Origin of the sequence: Thiobacillus sp. SCUT-2 (genome assembly GCF_035621355.1) — a bacterium.
GTDB classification, from domain to species: Bacteria; Pseudomonadota; Gammaproteobacteria; order Burkholderiales; family Thiobacillaceae; genus Thiobacillus; species Thiobacillus sedimenti.
Window position 1 is genome coordinate 410,207 of record NZ_CP141769.1, and the last position, 14,836, is coordinate 425,042.

General features: G+C 65.8%; 19 protein-coding genes. 18 read left to right on the forward strand and 1 reads right to left on the reverse strand.

The features are described from left to right. Positions 1 to 17 precede the first annotated feature (17 nt). The 12 genes from VA613_RS01905 (at position 18) to VA613_RS01960 (ending at position 10,130) form a co-directional block, all read left to right on the forward strand. Entirely contained in the window at positions 18 to 476 is a 459-nt protein-coding gene (locus VA613_RS01905) for a hypothetical protein (protein ID WP_324780180.1), read from the forward strand. Next, positions 469 to 1,422: a biotin synthase BioB gene (gene bioB / locus VA613_RS01910; RefSeq protein ID WP_324780181.1), complete on the forward strand. Its 954-nt coding sequence runs from the start codon at positions 469 to 471 to the stop codon at positions 1,420 to 1,422. The genes VA613_RS01905 and bioB overlap by 8 nt, the downstream gene beginning before the upstream one ends. Beyond that, positions 1,419 to 2,579 carry an aminotransferase class I/II-fold pyridoxal phosphate-dependent enzyme gene (locus VA613_RS01915; RefSeq protein ID WP_324780182.1) on the forward strand — a complete coding sequence of 387 codons (1,161 nt, stop codon included), beginning with the start codon at positions 1,419 to 1,421 and terminating at the stop codon, positions 2,577 to 2,579. The genes bioB and VA613_RS01915 overlap by 4 nt, the downstream gene beginning before the upstream one ends. Next, the gene (gene bioH, locus VA613_RS01920; protein WP_324781205.1) at positions 2,566 to 3,312 is read left to right on the forward strand and encodes a pimeloyl-ACP methyl ester esterase BioH; all 747 of its coding nucleotides are present in this window, start codon (positions 2,566 to 2,568) and stop codon (positions 3,310 to 3,312) included. The genes VA613_RS01915 and bioH overlap by 14 nt, the downstream gene beginning before the upstream one ends. Next, a complete protein-coding gene (gene bioC, locus VA613_RS01925; protein ID WP_324780183.1) occupies positions 3,305 to 4,270 on the forward strand; it encodes a malonyl-ACP O-methyltransferase BioC in 966 nt (321 codons plus the stop codon). Before bioH ends, bioC begins: the two co-directional genes overlap by 8 nt. After that, positions 4,267 to 4,935 (forward strand): dethiobiotin synthase, encoded by a 669-nt coding sequence (bioD, locus tag VA613_RS01930; RefSeq protein WP_324780184.1) that lies wholly within the window; start codon positions 4,267 to 4,269, stop codon positions 4,933 to 4,935. Before bioC ends, bioD begins: the two co-directional genes overlap by 4 nt. Positions 4,936 to 5,071: 136 nt before the next feature. Continuing rightward, complete coding sequence (locus VA613_RS01935; RefSeq protein WP_324780185.1) at positions 5,072 to 5,557, forward strand: DUF2244 domain-containing protein; 486 nt, start codon at positions 5,072 to 5,074, stop codon at positions 5,555 to 5,557. 55 nt (positions 5,558 to 5,612) lie between these two features. After that, positions 5,613 to 6,764: a cytochrome c oxidase subunit II gene (gene coxB, locus VA613_RS01940; RefSeq protein ID WP_407702858.1), complete on the forward strand. Its 1,152-nt coding sequence runs from the start codon at positions 5,613 to 5,615 to the stop codon at positions 6,762 to 6,764. A gap of 23 nt (positions 6,765 to 6,787) precedes the next feature. Continuing rightward, entirely contained in the window at positions 6,788 to 8,368 is a 1,581-nt protein-coding gene (gene ctaD, locus VA613_RS01945) for a cytochrome c oxidase subunit I (RefSeq protein WP_324780186.1), read from the forward strand. Positions 8,369 to 8,489: 121 nt separating this feature from the next. Further along, entirely contained in the window at positions 8,490 to 9,044 is a 555-nt protein-coding gene (locus VA613_RS01950; protein ID WP_324780187.1) for a cytochrome c oxidase assembly protein, read from the forward strand. Beyond that, positions 9,037 to 9,234 carry a DUF2970 domain-containing protein gene (locus VA613_RS01955; protein WP_324780188.1) on the forward strand — a complete coding sequence of 66 codons (198 nt, stop codon included), beginning with the start codon at positions 9,037 to 9,039 and terminating at the stop codon, positions 9,232 to 9,234. The genes VA613_RS01950 and VA613_RS01955 overlap by 8 nt, the downstream gene beginning before the upstream one ends. Before the next feature lie 29 nt (positions 9,235 to 9,263). Continuing rightward, entirely contained in the window at positions 9,264 to 10,130 is an 867-nt protein-coding gene (locus VA613_RS01960; RefSeq protein ID WP_324780189.1) for a cytochrome c oxidase subunit 3, read from the forward strand. 54 nt (positions 10,131 to 10,184) lie between these two features. Here VA613_RS01960 and VA613_RS01965 read toward each other — a convergent pair whose 3' ends face one another. After that, complete coding sequence (locus VA613_RS01965) at positions 10,185 to 10,385, reverse strand: twin transmembrane helix small protein (protein WP_324780190.1); 201 nt, start codon at positions 10,383 to 10,385, stop codon at positions 10,185 to 10,187. 48 nt (positions 10,386 to 10,433) lie between these two features. On the opposite strand from VA613_RS01965, the gene VA613_RS01970 reads away from it, so the two are divergent. The 6 genes from VA613_RS01970 to VA613_RS01995 all read left to right on the forward strand — a co-directional run bounded on the left by VA613_RS01970 (position 10,434) and on the right by VA613_RS01995 (position 14,800). Further along, entirely contained in the window at positions 10,434 to 11,171 is a 738-nt protein-coding gene (locus tag VA613_RS01970; protein ID WP_324780191.1) for an SURF1 family protein, read from the forward strand. 37 nt (positions 11,172 to 11,208) lie between these two features. Continuing rightward, positions 11,209 to 11,775, forward strand: coding sequence for an SCO family protein (locus tag VA613_RS01975; RefSeq protein WP_324780192.1), 567 nt, complete (start codon positions 11,209 to 11,211; stop codon positions 11,773 to 11,775). Positions 11,776 to 11,784: 9 nt separating this feature from the next. Beyond that, positions 11,785 to 12,762 (forward strand): COX15/CtaA family protein, encoded by a 978-nt coding sequence (locus VA613_RS01980; RefSeq protein ID WP_324780193.1) that lies wholly within the window; start codon positions 11,785 to 11,787, stop codon positions 12,760 to 12,762. Between the two features lie 2 nt (positions 12,763 to 12,764). Then, positions 12,765 to 13,661, forward strand: a complete 897-nt coding sequence (gene cyoE / locus VA613_RS01985; RefSeq protein ID WP_324780194.1) for a heme o synthase — start codon at positions 12,765 to 12,767, stop codon at positions 13,659 to 13,661. Positions 13,662 to 13,745: 84 nt separating this feature from the next. Further along, on the forward strand, positions 13,746 to 14,210 hold the full coding sequence (locus tag VA613_RS01990) for an RrF2 family transcriptional regulator (RefSeq protein ID WP_324780195.1): 465 nt from the start codon (positions 13,746 to 13,748) through the stop codon (positions 14,208 to 14,210). Next, a complete protein-coding gene (locus VA613_RS01995) occupies positions 14,207 to 14,800 on the forward strand; it encodes an SCO family protein (protein WP_324780196.1) in 594 nt (197 codons plus the stop codon). The genes VA613_RS01990 and VA613_RS01995 overlap by 4 nt, the downstream gene beginning before the upstream one ends. Positions 14,801 to 14,836: the final 36 nt, after the last annotated feature.

Consider the following 14,836-nt stretch of genomic DNA (forward strand, 5'->3'; position numbering starts at 1 on the left):
CGAAAATGGCCGCCATCATGAAAGCCAAACGTGTGATCTCGGCCGCGTCGTCCCGCTTCTCGGCGCAGATTTTCAACATTATCACGGTCGCGGTGATGCTGATCTCGCTGTCGGCGCTGCTCCTGGGCAAGCTGCTCGCCAGCCAGAAGATCGGCTTCCTGCCGTTCGTGCTGTCGATGCCGCCGATCATGATCTGGCTGGGCGCCTCGATGTTCGTCTACGCGACCGTCGCGCATCATCCGAATTCCAGGGCCGCGCATTACAACAAGTGGGCCGGCTATCGCTTCTACGGCGTGATGGGCACGCTGATGGTGTTCGGGCAGCCGCTGTACGACGTGCTTGGCGGCTGGCAGGGACTGATGCTGGTGATGGGACTGGCGGTGGTGATCATCGTGCCCTGGGCGCTGTACGACATTTTCAAGGCCGCGCGCGAGCCGTGGCAGGACATGACCATCGAGGTGGCAATCAATGAATGACATGACGCATCCCCCCGCCCGGCTGTCGGTGGCCGAGACCGAGGCGCTGTTCGCGCTGCCGTTCGCCGATCTGATGTTCCGGGCGCAGACGGTGCATCGCGAGCACTTCGACCCGAACCGGGTCCAGCTGTCGACGCTGCTGTCGATCAAGACCGGCGGGTGTTCCGAGGACTGCGGCTATTGCCCGCAGTCGGCGCGCTACGACGCCGGCGTGGAGAACCAGGGGCTGCTGGATCTGGACGACGTCCTGGCGGCGGCAAAGGCCGCCAAGGCAGCCGGCGCCACCCGCTTCTGCATGGGCGCGGCATGGCGCGGACCCAAGCAGCGCGAGCTCGAGCCGGTGCTCGACATGGTCCGCGAAGTCAAGGCGCTCGGGCTGGAAACGTGTGCCACGCTCGGCATGCTGAAGGAGGGCCAGGCGGAGCAGCTGAAGGAAGCCGGCCTCGACTACTACAACCACAACCTCGACACCGCCCCGGAGTTCTACGGCGAGATCATCACGACCCGCGACTACCAGGACCGCCTCGACACGCTCGAGCGCGTGCGCCAGGCCGATCTCCACGTGTGCTGCGGCGGCATCGTCGGCATGGGCGAGTCGCGCACCCAGCGCGCGGGGCTCATCGCGCAACTCGCTTCGCTCGACCCCCAACCCGAGTCGGTGCCGATCAATCTGCTCGTCCAGGTCGAAGGCACGCCGCTCGCCGGCACCGACGCGCTCGACCCGCTGGAGTTCGTGCGCACCATCGCGGTGGCGCGCATCTGCATGCCGCAGAGCTTCGTGCGGCTGTCGGCGGGACGGCAGCAGATGAGCGATGCGGTGCAGGCGCTGTGCTTCCTCGCCGGCGCCAACTCGATCTTCTACGGCGAGAAGCTTCTCACGACCGGCAATCCCGAATGGGAGCGCGACCAGCGCCTGTTCGACTCGCTGGGCCTGCAGCCGTTGTGAGCTTCGCTGCGCTGGCCCGCCTGCAGCAGGGGCTGGCGGCGCTGAGCGCCGATCATCTCGAGCGCCGCCGGGCGGTCCTCGAAGGACCCCAGGGCGCGCACGTCACGATCAACGGCCAGGACGCCGTCTCCTTCTGCAGCAACGATTATCTCGGCCTCGCCGCCGATCCCGCCATCGTTCGCGCGGCGCATGGCGCGCTCGATCAATGCGGCGTCGGTGCCGGGGCCGCGCACCTCATCAGCGGCCATCACCGTTTCCACCACGATTTCGAGGACGCCTTTGCCCGCTTCGTCGGCAAGTCGGCCGCCCTGTTGTTTTCCACCGGCTACATGGCCAACCTCGCGGTGGTGACGGCGCTGGTCGGCCGCCACGGCGAAGTGTTCGCCGACAAGCTCAACCACGCGTCGCTCGTCGACGCCGCGCAGCTGGCGGGGGGGCATTTCACCCGTTACCGCCACGGCGACCTCGCCCAGCTCGAGGGGCAGCTGGCCGCGAGCCGGGCACAGGAGCGGCTGATCGTCTCCGATCTCGTGTTCAGCATGGACGGCGACGTGGTGTCGGTCGATGCGCTGCTCGATCTGGCGGAGCGCTACGACGCCTGGCTCTATCTCGACGACGCACATGGCTTCGGTGTCCTGAATGGCGGGCGCGGCGGCCTCACCGAACGCGCCCGCGCGAGCGACCGCGTGATCTATCTCGCCACGCTCGGCAAGGCGGCGGGCGTGTCCGGCGCGGCGGTTGCGGCCCACCAGACGGTGATCGACTGGCTCGTGCAGAAGGCGCGCCCTTATATCTATACCACGGCGTCGCCGCCCGTCCTGGCCGCCTGTCTCCTCGAGAGCCTGCGCCAGATCGAAGGCGGCGATGCGCGTCGTGCGCGCCTGCAGCAGCACGTCGCGCAGCTGCGCACCGGCCTCGCCGATCTCAAGCGCGGGACGCTGATGCCTTCGGCGACCCCGATCCAGCCGCTCGTGGTGGGCGCCAACGCCGAGGCGGTCCGGCTGTCCCAGGCCTTGCGCGAGCGGGGCCTGCGGGTGCCCGCGATCCGCACGCCGACGGTGCCGGCCAACACCGCCCGTCTTCGCATCACGCTGTCTTCGGCCCATGCCGCCGACGACGTCGCGCGACTGGTCGATGCCCTGCATGCGCTCAGCTAGGCCGGTCCTTGCCCTGCTGCACGGATGGGGCATGAACGCGCGCGTCTTCGACGCGCTGGCCGCGCGGCTGGCGGTGGATTTCGAGCTGCGCCTGCTCGACCTGCCGGGGCACGGCGGGCGCGCCGCGCTCGCCGACAATACGCTCGATTCCTGGGGCGACGACCTTGCGCGCCAGCTGCCGGCGGGTGCGGTCGTCGTCGGCTGGTCGCTGGGCGGGCAAGTGGCGATGCGCGCGGCACTCGATCATCCGGAAACGATCGGACGCCTGGTTCTGCTTGCCTCGACGCCCAAATTCGTGGCGGACGGCGGTTGGGCGGGGGGGCTCGCGATCGGCGAACTCGAGGCATTCGGCGCGGCGCTGATGAGCGATCCGGAAGCGACGCTTGTCCGCTTCCTCAGCCTGCAGACGCGCGGCATGCCGGGGCAGAAGGCGCTGCTGCAGCAGCTGCGGCAGACCGTGCTCGCCGCGCCGCCGGCCGAGGCTGCCGCGCTGGCGGCGGGGCTGGCCATCCTGCGCGAGACCGACCTGCGCGCCGACCTGCCGCGCCTGACCCAGCCGACGCTCGTGCTGCACGGGGCGCTCGATACCCTCACGCCGGCGGCGGCCGGCGCCTGGCTCGCCGATTCGCTGCCGGCCGCGCAGCATGTCGAACTGGCCCGCGCCGCGCACGCGCCGCACCTCTCCCACGTCGACGAGGTCGCGATCGCGATCGCGCGCTTTGCCCATGGCTGACGAACGCGCGATGCCGCCGGCGGATGAGGGGGCCCATGCGGGCCTCCAGGCGCTCGATTTCGCCGAGGTGAGGCGCGCCTTCGACCATGCCGCGGCCAGCTACGATGCGCACGCCGTGCTCCAGCGCGAGGTGTGCGATCGCCTGCTGGAGCGGCTCGACTACATGCGCCTGCAGCCGGAACGCGTGCTCGACGTCGGCTGCGGCACCGGCTACGGGCTCGCCCATCTGCGCGCGCGTTATGCGCAGGCCGACCTGTGTGCGCTCGACATCGCGCCCGCGATGCTCGCGCAGGCGCGCGCGCGGCTGCCGCAGTCCCGCTGGGCCGGGCGGATGCTGGCGGGCCTGAGGGCTCGGCCATCCGCGAGCACCGGCCTCGTTTGCGCCGACATGGAGCGCCTGCCGCTTGCCGCGAACAGCGCGCATCTGGTCTGGTCGAGCCTTGCGCTGCAATGGGCACACGATCTCGAGGCGACGTTCAGGGGCTTCCATCGCGTCCTCGCGCCTGGCGGCCTGCTGGTGTTCGCGACTTTCGGACCCGATACCCTGAAGGAACTGCGTGCTGCCTTCGCGGCGATCGACGACGCGCCGCACGTCAACCGCTTTCTCGATCTGCATGACATCGGCGACATGCTGATCCACGCCGGCTTCGCCAGCCCGGTGATGGAAATGGAGATGCTCACGCTGACGTACGCGGATCTCCGGACCCTGATGCGGGACCTCAAGGGAATCGGTGCCCACAACGCGGCCGCGGGACGGCGGCGTGGCCTGCTCGGCAAGTCGGCATGGAGCCGGCTGGAGCGCGCCTACGAGACGAACCGCAGCGCAGGGCGTCTGCCGGCGACCTTCGAGGTGATCTACGGCCATGCCTGGGCCGGCGACAAGACGCGGCGCGAGGACGGGCGCCAGGTGATCCAGCTCGCCATCGGCGAGCGCCGGCGCAGGATGGGACGCGCATGAAGGGCTTCTTCGTCACCGGCACCGACACGGGCGCGGGAAAGACGCGGGTCGCGGTCGCGCTTGTCCACGCCCTGCGCGCGCAGGGCCTGCGCGTCGCCGCGATGAAGCCGGTGGCGGCGGGATGCGTGCCGGGCGAACTGAACGAAGACGTCGCCGCGCTGGTGGAAGCGGCGGACGTGAAGGCCGGCCTGCGCGACGTCAATCCGTATGCGTTCGCCGAGCCGGTCGCGCCTCACATCGCAGCGGGCCTGGCGGGTGTGCGCATCGACCTCGACGTCATCGCGGCCGCCTACGAGCGGCTCGCGGCACACGCGGACGCCGTGGTGGTCGAAGGGGCCGGCGGCTGGCGCGTGCCCCTGAACGAGCGGGAGGACATGGCCGGGCTGGCGGAGCGTCTCGGGCTGCCCGTCGTGCTGGTGGTCGGGCTTCGCCTCGGCTGCCTCAATCATGCGCTGCTGACGGCGGAGTCCATCGTCCGCCGCGGCCTGCCGTGGGCGGGCTGGGTCGGCAACCACATCGAACGCGAGATGCCGTATGCCGCGGAAAACATCGCCGCCCTCCGTTCGCGGCTGCCGGGGCCGTGTCTCGGCGTGCAGCCGTTTTGCGTATCCGGCGCCGCCGCCGCGGATCCGTCGTCCTGGCTCGATCTGCTCCTCAATAATTAGTATCTTAGAATAGTCGGTAATAACGATATTCTATCGAGAAATCAATAAGTTAGTACGTTCGTTTGTCTTGTCCCGGGCGAGCGCGTCGTGTTACTGTCTGCGACAAGATGCCGCACACGGTTTCCTCGGTCCCGACATGGATAAGGTGGATTCGAACGGCTGTGAAGAGGGCGTGTCCGCCACGTTCGTCTTCCGCTCCCGCCCCAACCAGTCGCTGACACGTGGCGAGCAGCGCGTCGTGTTCTGGACGCTCGCAATGGTGTGTCTTGGAACGGCAAGCGGCTTCGCGCTGTTGGGCTACTGGCCGATCCTGCCGTTTGCCGGACTTGAGATCGGCCTCCTGGCCTGGGCGCACGAGGTACTGCGCACCCGCGAAGGGGCGTACGAAACGATCACGATCGAAGGGGACAAGGTGGTGCTGGAATGGCAGGCCGGCACCCGCGCGGACCACCGCGAAATGAACCGCCGCTGGGCACGCGTCACATGCGAATGCGCATCGCCCGGAAGAAACTGCCACCTGCGCCTGAGTTCACATGGGCGCGATACGGAAGTCGGACAGTACCTGAGCGACGAGGCACGGCTGCGACTGGCCGCAACCTTGCGCAGAAAGTTGCGGGAATAACACTCCACACACCGCAACCACGACCCATAACAATGTCGAGAGGATGGGGGACGCGATGAAGAGCATGTGGCAACGGGCCGCCTTGGTCGGGATGATGGGGGCTGCCAGCCAGTCGGCGCTGGCGGATTACGCGTACAACTTGCAGCCGCCGGTGAGCGAGGTGGCACGGGATATCTTCCACCTGCACAACCTCATCATGATGGTGTGCATCGGCATCTTCATCGTCGTGTTCGCCACGATGTTTTATTCCCTCGTCAAGCATCGCAAGTCGTCCGGCCACCAGGCGGCCCATTTCCACGAAAACACGACCGTCGAAATCATCTGGACGGTCATCCCCTTCATCATCCTCGTCGGCATGGCATATCCGGCCGCCAAGGTCGTGATCGAAATGAAGGATACGTCGAACCCCGACATGACCGTGAAGATCACCGGCTACCAATGGAAGTGGGGCTACGACTACCTGAACGACGGCGTCCACTTCTACAGCACGCTGGCGACCCCGCGCGAGCAGATCAACGGTACCGCCGAGAAGGATCCGCACTATCTGCTGGAAGTCGACAACCCCATGGTGGTGCCCGTCGGCAAGCGCGTGCGCCTGCTGGTCACCGCCAACGACGTGATCCATTCCTGGTGGGTTCCCGCCGTCGGCGTGAAGCAGGACGGCATTCCGGGCTTCATTCGCGATGCCTGGTTCAAGGCGGACAAGATCGGCACCTACCGCGGCCAGTGCGCGGAACTGTGCGGCAAGGACCACGGCTTCATGCCGATCGTGGTGAAGGTGGTATCGGAGGACGACTACCGCGCGTGGGTGGCCAAGCAGAAGGGCAGTGCGCAGGCGGCGGCGGCCGACAACGGCAAGACATTCAGCCGTGACGAACTGGTCGAGCGCGGCGAAAAGGTCTTTCAGGCCAACTGCGCGGCCTGCCATCAGGCCAACGGGATGGGGATCCCGGGCACCTTCCCGGCGCTGAACGGCTCCAAGGTCGCCACCGGCCCGATCGCTGCCCACATCGGGATCGTGTTGCACGGCGGGCGCCCGGGCACTGCCATGGTCGGGTTCGCAGACCGATTGTCCGACGCGGAAATCGCCGCCGTCGTGACCTACGAACGCAACGCCTGGAACAACAAGATGGGTGATGCGGCGCAACCCGCCGACATCGCGGCCGCCCGCGGGGCCGTCGTCGCCGCCGCGCCCGCCGCGCAGTGAACAACCGAGAGGAGAGCACAGACATGTCTGACGCAGCACACGCCCACGACGAGCACGGACACCACGCGCATCCCACCGGTTTGATGCGCTGGCTCACGACGACCAACCACAAGGATATCGGGTCGCTCTACCTGTTCTTCGCCCTCATCATGCTGTTCATGGCGGGGTCGATGGCCCTCCTGATCCGTGCCGAACTCTTCAAGCCGGGCCTCCAGTTGATGCACCCGGACTTCTTCAACCAGCTCACCACGATGCATGGGCTGATCATGATCTTCGGCGTCATCATGCCGGCCTTTTCGGGGTTCGCGAACTGGCAGGTTCCGCTGATGCTGGGGGCGCCGGACATGGCGTTCCCGCGCATGAACAACTGGGCATTCTGGCTGCTGCCGGTCGCGGGCGTCATGCTGCTCGGCTCGTTCTGGCTGCCCGGCGGCGCCGTGGCGGGCGGATGGACCATGTATCCCCCGCTCTTCATCCAGGGGGGCGTGTCGTATGACCTGACGATCCTCGCCGTTCACATCATGGGCCTGTCGTCGATCATGGGTTCGATCAACATCATCACGACCATCCTCAACATGCGCGCGCCGGGCCTCACGCTGATGAAGATGCCGCTGTTCTGCTGGACCTGGCTGATCACCGCGTACCTTCTGATCGCGACCATGCCGGTGCTGGCCGGCGCGGTGACCATGCTGCTGACGGACCGCAACTTCGGCACCCATTTCTTCAACGCGGCCGGTGGCGGCGACCCCGTGATGTTCCAGCACATCTTCTGGTTCTTCGCCCATCCGGAGGTCTACATCCTGATCCTTCCCGCGTTCGGCATCGTCTCCCAGGTCATTCCGACCTTTGCGCGCAAGCCCCTGTTCGGCTACGCGTCGATGGTCTACGCGACGGCATCGATCGCGATCCTGTCGTTCATCGTCTGGGCGCACCACATGTTCACCGTCGGCATGCCGGTCGCCGGGCAGCTGTTCTTCATGTTCTCGACCATGCTGATTGCCGTTCCGACAGGCGTGAAGGTGTTCAACTGGGTGGCGACCATGTGGAAAGGCTCGATGACCTTCGAGACGCCCATGCTGTTCGCCATCGCCTTCGTCTGCCTGTTCACGATCGGCGGCTTCTCCGGCCTGGTACTGGCGATGGCGCCGGTCGACATCCAGCTGCAGGACACCTATTACGTCGTGGCCCATTTCCACTACGTGCTGGTGTCGGGTGCGCTGTTCTCGATCTTCGCCGGGATCTACTACTGGCTGCCAAAATGGACCGGCCACATGTATAGCGAGACGCTCGGCAAGACGCATTTCTGGCTGTCGGTCATCGGCATGAACATCGTGTTCTTCCCGATGCACTTCCTCGGCCTCGCCGGCATGCCCCGCCGCATTCCGGACTACGCCCTGCAGTTCACCGAGTTCAATCAGATCGCGACGGTGGGGGCCTTCATTTTCGGATTCAGCCAGCTGATCTTCCTGACGGTCGTGCTGAAGACGATCAAGGGCGGCGCCAAGGCGAGCGACCGGGTCTGGGAGGGCGCGGAAGGCCTGGAGTGGACGGTACCTTCGCCGGCACCCTACCACACCTTCGAAACCGCCCCGGTGGTCAAATGAGTGGCGGTGCGAACGGCATGGCTGACCGGGGAAAGGGCAAGTACCTCACGGCAGGCATCCTGGCGGCGATCGCGCTCGGCCTTTTCCTGTATACCCTCTATCACGGGCTGAAATAGGGCATATGGCCAGCGTCAAGTCCACCATGTTGTTCAAGCTCGTCGTCGTGGCGGTGGGCATGTTCGGCTTCGGGTTTGCGCTGGTGCCGTTCTACTACAAGATCTGCGCAGTGACCGGAATCAATTCCGGCGATGAGCAGGCGCTGGTGAAGAACACCCAGGTCGACACGAGCCGTTGGGTGAATCTCGAATTCGACGCCAACACGAATGAGGGTTTGCCCTGGCGCTTCACGCCCGTGCAGCGCAGCCTCAGGGTGCATCCGGGGCAGCTCGTGCAGGTCGAATACGACGTCGTCAATACGAGCGACCGTCCGATCGTCGGACAGGCGGTGCCCAGCTATGGGCCGCAACGCGCCGGGGCGTTCTTCAGGAAGATCGAGTGTTTCTGCTTTACGCCGCAGAAGCTGGCGGCGGGTGAGCGACGCCGGATGCCCGTGCTGTTCGTGCTGGATCCGTCGATGGACCGGGACCTGCACACCGTTACGCTGTCCTATACCTTCTTCAACGCGGACCCGAAGGCACAGGCGGCGGCGTTGCGAGGGGGCGCGCCACATGGCTGAGCCTGGGGGGGTGAAGGCGGCACTTGCGGTGTTCTGGAGCTTTTTCGGCGTCCGCAAGCGGCGCGATTACGACGCCGACGCGCGCAGCCTGACGCCGGCACAGGTGATCATCGCGGGGCTGATCGGGGGCGTGACGTTCGTACTGACGGTGTTGCTGGTGGTGTACCTGGTGCTGCAGTTCGTGAAGTGAACCGACAATAGAAGACGAGGGGAGACGAGATGAGCCTGGCCCAAACCGACAAATACTATCTGCCGCAACCATCGCTCTGGCCGATCGTGGGGTCCGTCGCCCTGCTGACGATGGCGATCGGGGGCGTCATGACCCTGCACGATGTCAACCACGGCGGCTGGGTGCTCGTCGCCGGCGTCGCGGTCCTCTTTTTCATGATGTTCGGCTGGTTCGGCGAAGTGATCCGGGACAGCGAGGCGGGACGCTACAACAAGCAGGTCGACAGCTCGTTCCGCTGGTCGATGAGCTGGTTCATCTTTTCCGAGGTGATGTTCTTCGCGGCCTTCTTCGGCGCGCTCTTCTACACGCGGGTGTTGTCGGTGCCGTGGCTCGGCGAGTCCGATACGATGCAGCAGCTCTGGCCCAACTTCAAGGCGACGTGGCCCACTGCCGGGCCGGGTCTGACCGCCGATGGCCTCAAGTTCACACCGATGGAAGCGTGGGGCATTCCGGCGATCAACACGCTGCTGCTGCTGAGCTCGGGCGTCACGGTGACGTGGGCGCACTGGGGCCTCAAGAAGAACAACCGCATGCAGCTGATCATCGGCCTCGCCATGACGGTGGCGCTGGGCGTGACCTTCCTGTTCCTGCAGGCCTACGAATATCACCATGCCTACACCGAAATGGGCCTGACCCTCGGCGCGGGCGTCTACGGCGCGACGTTCTTCATGCTCACGGGCTTCCATGGATTTCACGTGCTGGTCGGCACGACGATGCTCGTCGTGATGCTGCTGCGCTCGATGGCCGGGCATTTCACGGCCGATCACCATTTCGCATTTGAGGCGGTGTCGTGGTACTGGCACTTCGTCGACGTCGTGTGGGTGCTGCTGTTCATCCTGGTCTACTGGCTGATCTAGGACGCTCGTGCACCGGGAAGCCGCGCCTAGCAAGGGCTTCGGGGGCAAGACGGGCTATCGCAAGCCGCTTTGCGGGATGATGCCGAAGTAATAGCCCGCCATCAGCAGGAGGAAGAGGGTGAGGGAGAGCGCGATGCGCACGGTGAGCATCTTGACCGTGCGATCCGACCCTCCCTTGTCCTTGACAAGGTAGTAGAGGGCACTGGCCAGGCTGGCCAAAATGAACACGATGAAGAGCAGGGCAATGATGCGCATGGGGCGGGACGCTCGCAAAAATTCCAGTCTATCCGGATCGAGGGTCCCGTGCACTTGCTGAAGGTGCGCGTCGGGTCGTGGCAGTTCTCGCCTGGCGTGTGGCCGACGCTGGCAGCCTTGTTCTTTTTCGTCCTGACGCTCGAACTCGGCAACTGGCAGCTGGGACGGGCCGAGGCGAAGCGCGCCTTGCAGGACCGCTATGACGTGGCGTTGCGCGAGGCCCCGATTCATGTCGGCGGCGAGCCGCTCGATCCGGAAAGCGTGCTCTACCGCAAGCTCGAAGTGCGCGGCGTATTCGATGCGGCGCACACGATTTTGCTGGACAACCGCATCTATCAAGGCGTTGCCGGCTATCACGTCCTCACGCCCCTGATGATCGAGGGCGGGTCGCTGGCCATCCTGGTCAATCGCGGCTGGGTGGCCGTGGGACGATCCCGCGCGCAGCCTCCGTTCCCGCCGACGCCCGAAGGCACCGTGCACCTGGAGGGCATCGCGGTCGACCCTCATAGCCGCTATCTCGAGCTGGCGCCGACGGCACCGCAGGGGCGCGTGTGGCAGAACCTCGACTTCGCGCGCTATGCCGCCTCGACCCGCCTGCGTCTGCAGCCGGTGATGCTGCTGCAGACCAGCGCGCTGGCAGACGGCCTGCGGCGCGACTGGCCGCGCCCCGATGCCGGCGTCACGATGCACGAGGGCTATGCGATCCAGTGGTACGGGCTGGCGGCGACGCTTGCGGTGCTCTGGCTGGTACTCAACATCAGGCGGCATGCCGGCGACGACAGCTGACGAGGGTAGAGACAATGAGCGGAGGGTGGCTTCAGACATGCGATTGACTTCGCGCGGCAAGTTCCTGTTGGTGGTGGGCGTCTTCGTGGCGCCCGTGGTCGCAGCCTATCTGGCCTACGCGGGATGGCGGCCGTCGGCGCACTCGAATTACGGCGATCTGCTCAACGTCACGCCTTTGCAGCAGACAGCCGGGCAGACGCCGGATGGCCACGCCTTCGATCTCGGCGAACTTCGCGGCAAGTGGGTCATGGTGCGTGTGGGGCCGGGGCATTGCGACGCCGCATGCGCATGGCAGCTGTACCTGATGCGGCAGACGCGCATCGCTCAGGGCAAGGAGCAGTCGCGCATCGAGCGCCTCTGGGTGCTGACCGACACGGCTCCGCCGGACACCGCCGTGCTTGCGGCCCATCCCGGATTGCATGTCTGGCGGCCGGCGTCTCCGGCCTTCGCGGCGCAGTTTCCGGCGCCGCAGGGCAGCGCCACGGCGCATATCTATTTGATCGACCCCCTTGGCAACCTGATGATGCGATTCCCGTCGCACGTCGACGCGAAGGGCATGATGAAAGACCTGCGCCTGCTTCTCAAGGCGTCCCAGATTGGCTGAGCGAATGCGGTGACGACCTACCATAGAATCATCCTCGCCGCTTTGCTTCTGGCCTTCGGCGTCGTGACGCTTGGGGCGTACGTGCGCCTGTCCGATGCCGGCCTGGGCTGCCCCGATTGGCCGGGTTGCTACGGCAAGATCACGCCCCACAGTGCCGCCGCCGCCATCGATGCGCAGCTCGCCAGGCAACCGGACGGGCCGGTGTCGCATGCGAAGGCATGGAAGGAAATGGTTCACCGGTATTTCGCGGGGACGCTCGGCCTGCTGATCCTGGTCATCGCACTGCTTGCCTGGCGGCGGAGTCGCGACGGGGCCGGAAAGGCGCTCGCGCTGCTGCTGCTTGGCGTCGTCGTGTTCCAGGCGATGCTGGGCATGTGGACGGTGACCCAGCTGCTCAAGCCCGTGATCGTCAGTTCCCACCTGCTGGGCGGCATGACCACCTTGTCGCTGCTCACGTGGTTGTGGCTGCGCGAACGCCGCCGGCCCGTGCTGGGGGCGCGCCGCGGGGAGGCGTTGCGGGGGGCGGCCTTTCTGGGACTGCTTCTGGTAGCCGTCCAGATCGCCCTGGGCGGCTGGGTCAGCACGAATTATGCGGCCCTGGCCTGTCCGGATTTTCCGACCTGCCATGGGGCATGGCTGCCGCCAATGGACTTCGAGCAGGGCTTCACGCTGCATCGCAAGCTCGGCGAAACCGCGACGGGCGCCTTGCTTCCCCTCACCGCGCTCACGGCCATCCACTGGACGCATCGGGTCATGGCATTGCTCGTGACGCTGTACCTTGGCTGGCTGGTTGTGCGTCTCCTGCGCACGCCCGGGCAGGCGACGATGGGTGGGGTCGTCGGCGCGCTGCTGACACTGCAGGTTTCGCTGGGCATCAGCAATGTCGTCTTCAGCCTGCCGCTGCCGGTGGCGGTGGCGCACAACGCCGGCGCGGCACTGCTGCTGTCCAGCATGGTATGGCTGAATTTCCGGTTACGCAGGAGATGAACATGGAATCCTTGATGATCCAGGGCGCGGCGTGCCGCTGCCAGCAGTTTCTGGCCTTGTGCAAGCTGCGCGTCGTGAGCCTGATCGTGTTCACCGCGGTGATCGGCATGTTTCTCGCCGTGCCCGGCTGGCCGGAGTGGCAAGCCTTGTGGGCGGGAACGCTGGGGATCGCCTTGGTGGCGGGTGCGGCCGCGGCGTTCAATTGCCTGGTCGAGCAGAAGATCGATGCGGTGATGGCACGCACGCGCGCGCGCCCCTTGCCGCGCGGCGAACTCACGAGCACGCAAACGCTCATGTTTTCCGGCGCGGTGGGGGGCGCAGGCCTGTTCCTGCTGAACCAGTTCGTCAATCCCCTGACGATGTGGCTGACGCTCGCGACCTTCGTCGGCTACGCGGTGATCTATACGGTGCTGCTGAAGCCGGCGACGCCGCAGAACATCGTGATAGGCGGGGCATCCGGCGCGATGCCGCCCGTGCTCGGCTGGGCGGCGGCAACCGGGGAGATTCACCACGATGCGCTGCTCCTGTTCCTCATTATCTTCGCCTGGACCCCGCCGCATTTCTGGGCGCTGGCGCTGTACCGCCGCGAGGAATATGCCAAGGCGGGGTTGCCGATGCTGCCCGTCACGCACGGCGAGCCGTATACGCGGCTTCACCTGCTCCTCTATACGCTCCTGCTGTTTGCGGTGTCCATGCTGCCGGTCGGCACCGGAATGGGCGGCTGGATCTACCTGATCGGCGCGACGCTCCTCGGCGCCCGCTTCATCCAGTACGCCTGGCGCCTGCATCGCGCGTACAGCGACGCGCTCGCGCGGCAGACTTTCCGCTACTCCATCTGGTATTTGAGCGCATTGTTTGCGATCATGCTCGTCGATCACTACATCCCAATACCCCTATGATTCCAATGGGGAATTGCGGGTTTATATAGATATTCGGACAGGATTGTTTTATATTGTGCCCAGTTCGTTTTCTTGGGGCACCCGATGATCCTTTCCCGCACCAGTCAGTATGCCGTCCAGGCGCTGATCTACATGGCGACCCAGCCTGATGCCACGCCGGTGCTGAACAAGGATATCGCGGCCAAACTGGGCGTCCCGGCGCCCTATCTTGCAAAGATCCTGCAGAGCCTCGCCAAGGGCAATCTGCTGTTTTCCTTCCGCGGGCGCCTGGGCGGGTTCTGCCTGCGCGAGGGCGGCGACAAGATCACCTTGATGCAGATCCTGCTGCTGACAGAAGGCCCGGCCTTCACCCAGAGTTGCCTCCTGGGACTCAAGAAGTGCAGCGACGAAACCGCGTGCCCGCTGCATTTCCGCTGGGTCCCGGTCAAGAAGAAGATCATCGACCTCCTGCAGGACACCACGCTGGACAAGCTCGCCAAGGCCGTCGAATCCGGCAAGTACCGCCTTGCCGACATTCCCGGCCAGCTGTTCGAGCAGGTCAAGGCGTGAAGACCTGGCTCGCCGCGCTTTGCGCGGCCGCCGCGTTCGTCCTCGCCGGCTGCCAGCCGGCTTCGCATGCCCCGTCCTTCAAGGCAACCGATATCACGGGCGCCACCTTCGGGCGGGATTTTCGGCTGACCGATCACAACGGCCACGTACGCAGCCTGGTCGACTTTCGCGGCAAGGTCGTTGCCCTGTTCTTCGGCTACACTCATTGCCCGGACGTCTGCCCCACCACGCTGGCGGACTTCGCTGCCGCGCTCAAGCAGCTCGGACCGCAGGCGGCGCAGGTCCAGGTCCTCTTCGTCACGCTCGATCCCGAGCGCGACACGCCCGCCCTTCTCAGGCAGTTCGTGCCGGCATTCGACCCGAGCTTCCTGGGCATGTACACGGATTCCGGAGCCTTGGCGGCGTTGGCGAATGAATTCAAAGTGGTCTATCAAAAGACTTCGGTGAAGGGCGCGGACGACTACCTGATCGACCACAGTGCAGGAACGTATGTCTATGATCCCAAAGGCAATCTAAGGCTGCTGATTCCCTATGGCAGCAGCGCCGCGGATATCGCCCACGACCTGAAGGCGCTGTTGGCTGCGCCATGAGCCGTTTTTGCCGGCTTGCGGGACCCGCGGCGGCTA

Coding starts and splice junctions, on each gene's coding strand:
- VA613_RS01905 (WP_324780180.1), top strand. CDS start 18: ATGAAAGCCAAACGTGTGATCTCGGCCGCGTCGTCCCGCTTCTCGGCG.
- bioB (WP_324780181.1), top strand. CDS start 469: ATGAATGACATGACGCATCCCCCCGCCCGGCTGTCGGTGGCCGAGACC.
- bioH (WP_324781205.1), top strand. CDS start 2,566: ATGCGCTCAGCTAGGCCGGTCCTTGCCCTGCTGCACGGATGGGGCATG.
- bioC (WP_324780183.1), top strand. CDS start 3,305: ATGGCTGACGAACGCGCGATGCCGCCGGCGGATGAGGGGGCCCATGCG.
- bioD (WP_324780184.1), top strand. CDS start 4,267: ATGAAGGGCTTCTTCGTCACCGGCACCGACACGGGCGCGGGAAAGACG.
- VA613_RS01935 (WP_324780185.1), top strand. CDS start 5,072: ATGGATAAGGTGGATTCGAACGGCTGTGAAGAGGGCGTGTCCGCCACG.
- coxB (WP_407702858.1), top strand. CDS start 5,613: ATGAAGAGCATGTGGCAACGGGCCGCCTTGGTCGGGATGATGGGGGCT.
- ctaD (WP_324780186.1), top strand. CDS start 6,788: ATGTCTGACGCAGCACACGCCCACGACGAGCACGGACACCACGCGCAT.
- VA613_RS01950 (WP_324780187.1), top strand. CDS start 8,490: ATGGCCAGCGTCAAGTCCACCATGTTGTTCAAGCTCGTCGTCGTGGCG.
- VA613_RS01955 (WP_324780188.1), top strand. CDS start 9,037: ATGGCTGAGCCTGGGGGGGTGAAGGCGGCACTTGCGGTGTTCTGGAGC.
- VA613_RS01960 (WP_324780189.1), top strand. CDS start 9,264: ATGAGCCTGGCCCAAACCGACAAATACTATCTGCCGCAACCATCGCTC.
- VA613_RS01965 (WP_324780190.1), bottom strand. CDS start 10,385: ATGCGCATCATTGCCCTGCTCTTCATCGTGTTCATTTTGGCCAGCCTG.
- VA613_RS01975 (WP_324780192.1), top strand. CDS start 11,209: ATGCGATTGACTTCGCGCGGCAAGTTCCTGTTGGTGGTGGGCGTCTTC.
- cyoE (WP_324780194.1), top strand. CDS start 12,765: ATGGAATCCTTGATGATCCAGGGCGCGGCGTGCCGCTGCCAGCAGTTT.
- VA613_RS01990 (WP_324780195.1), top strand. CDS start 13,746: ATGATCCTTTCCCGCACCAGTCAGTATGCCGTCCAGGCGCTGATCTAC.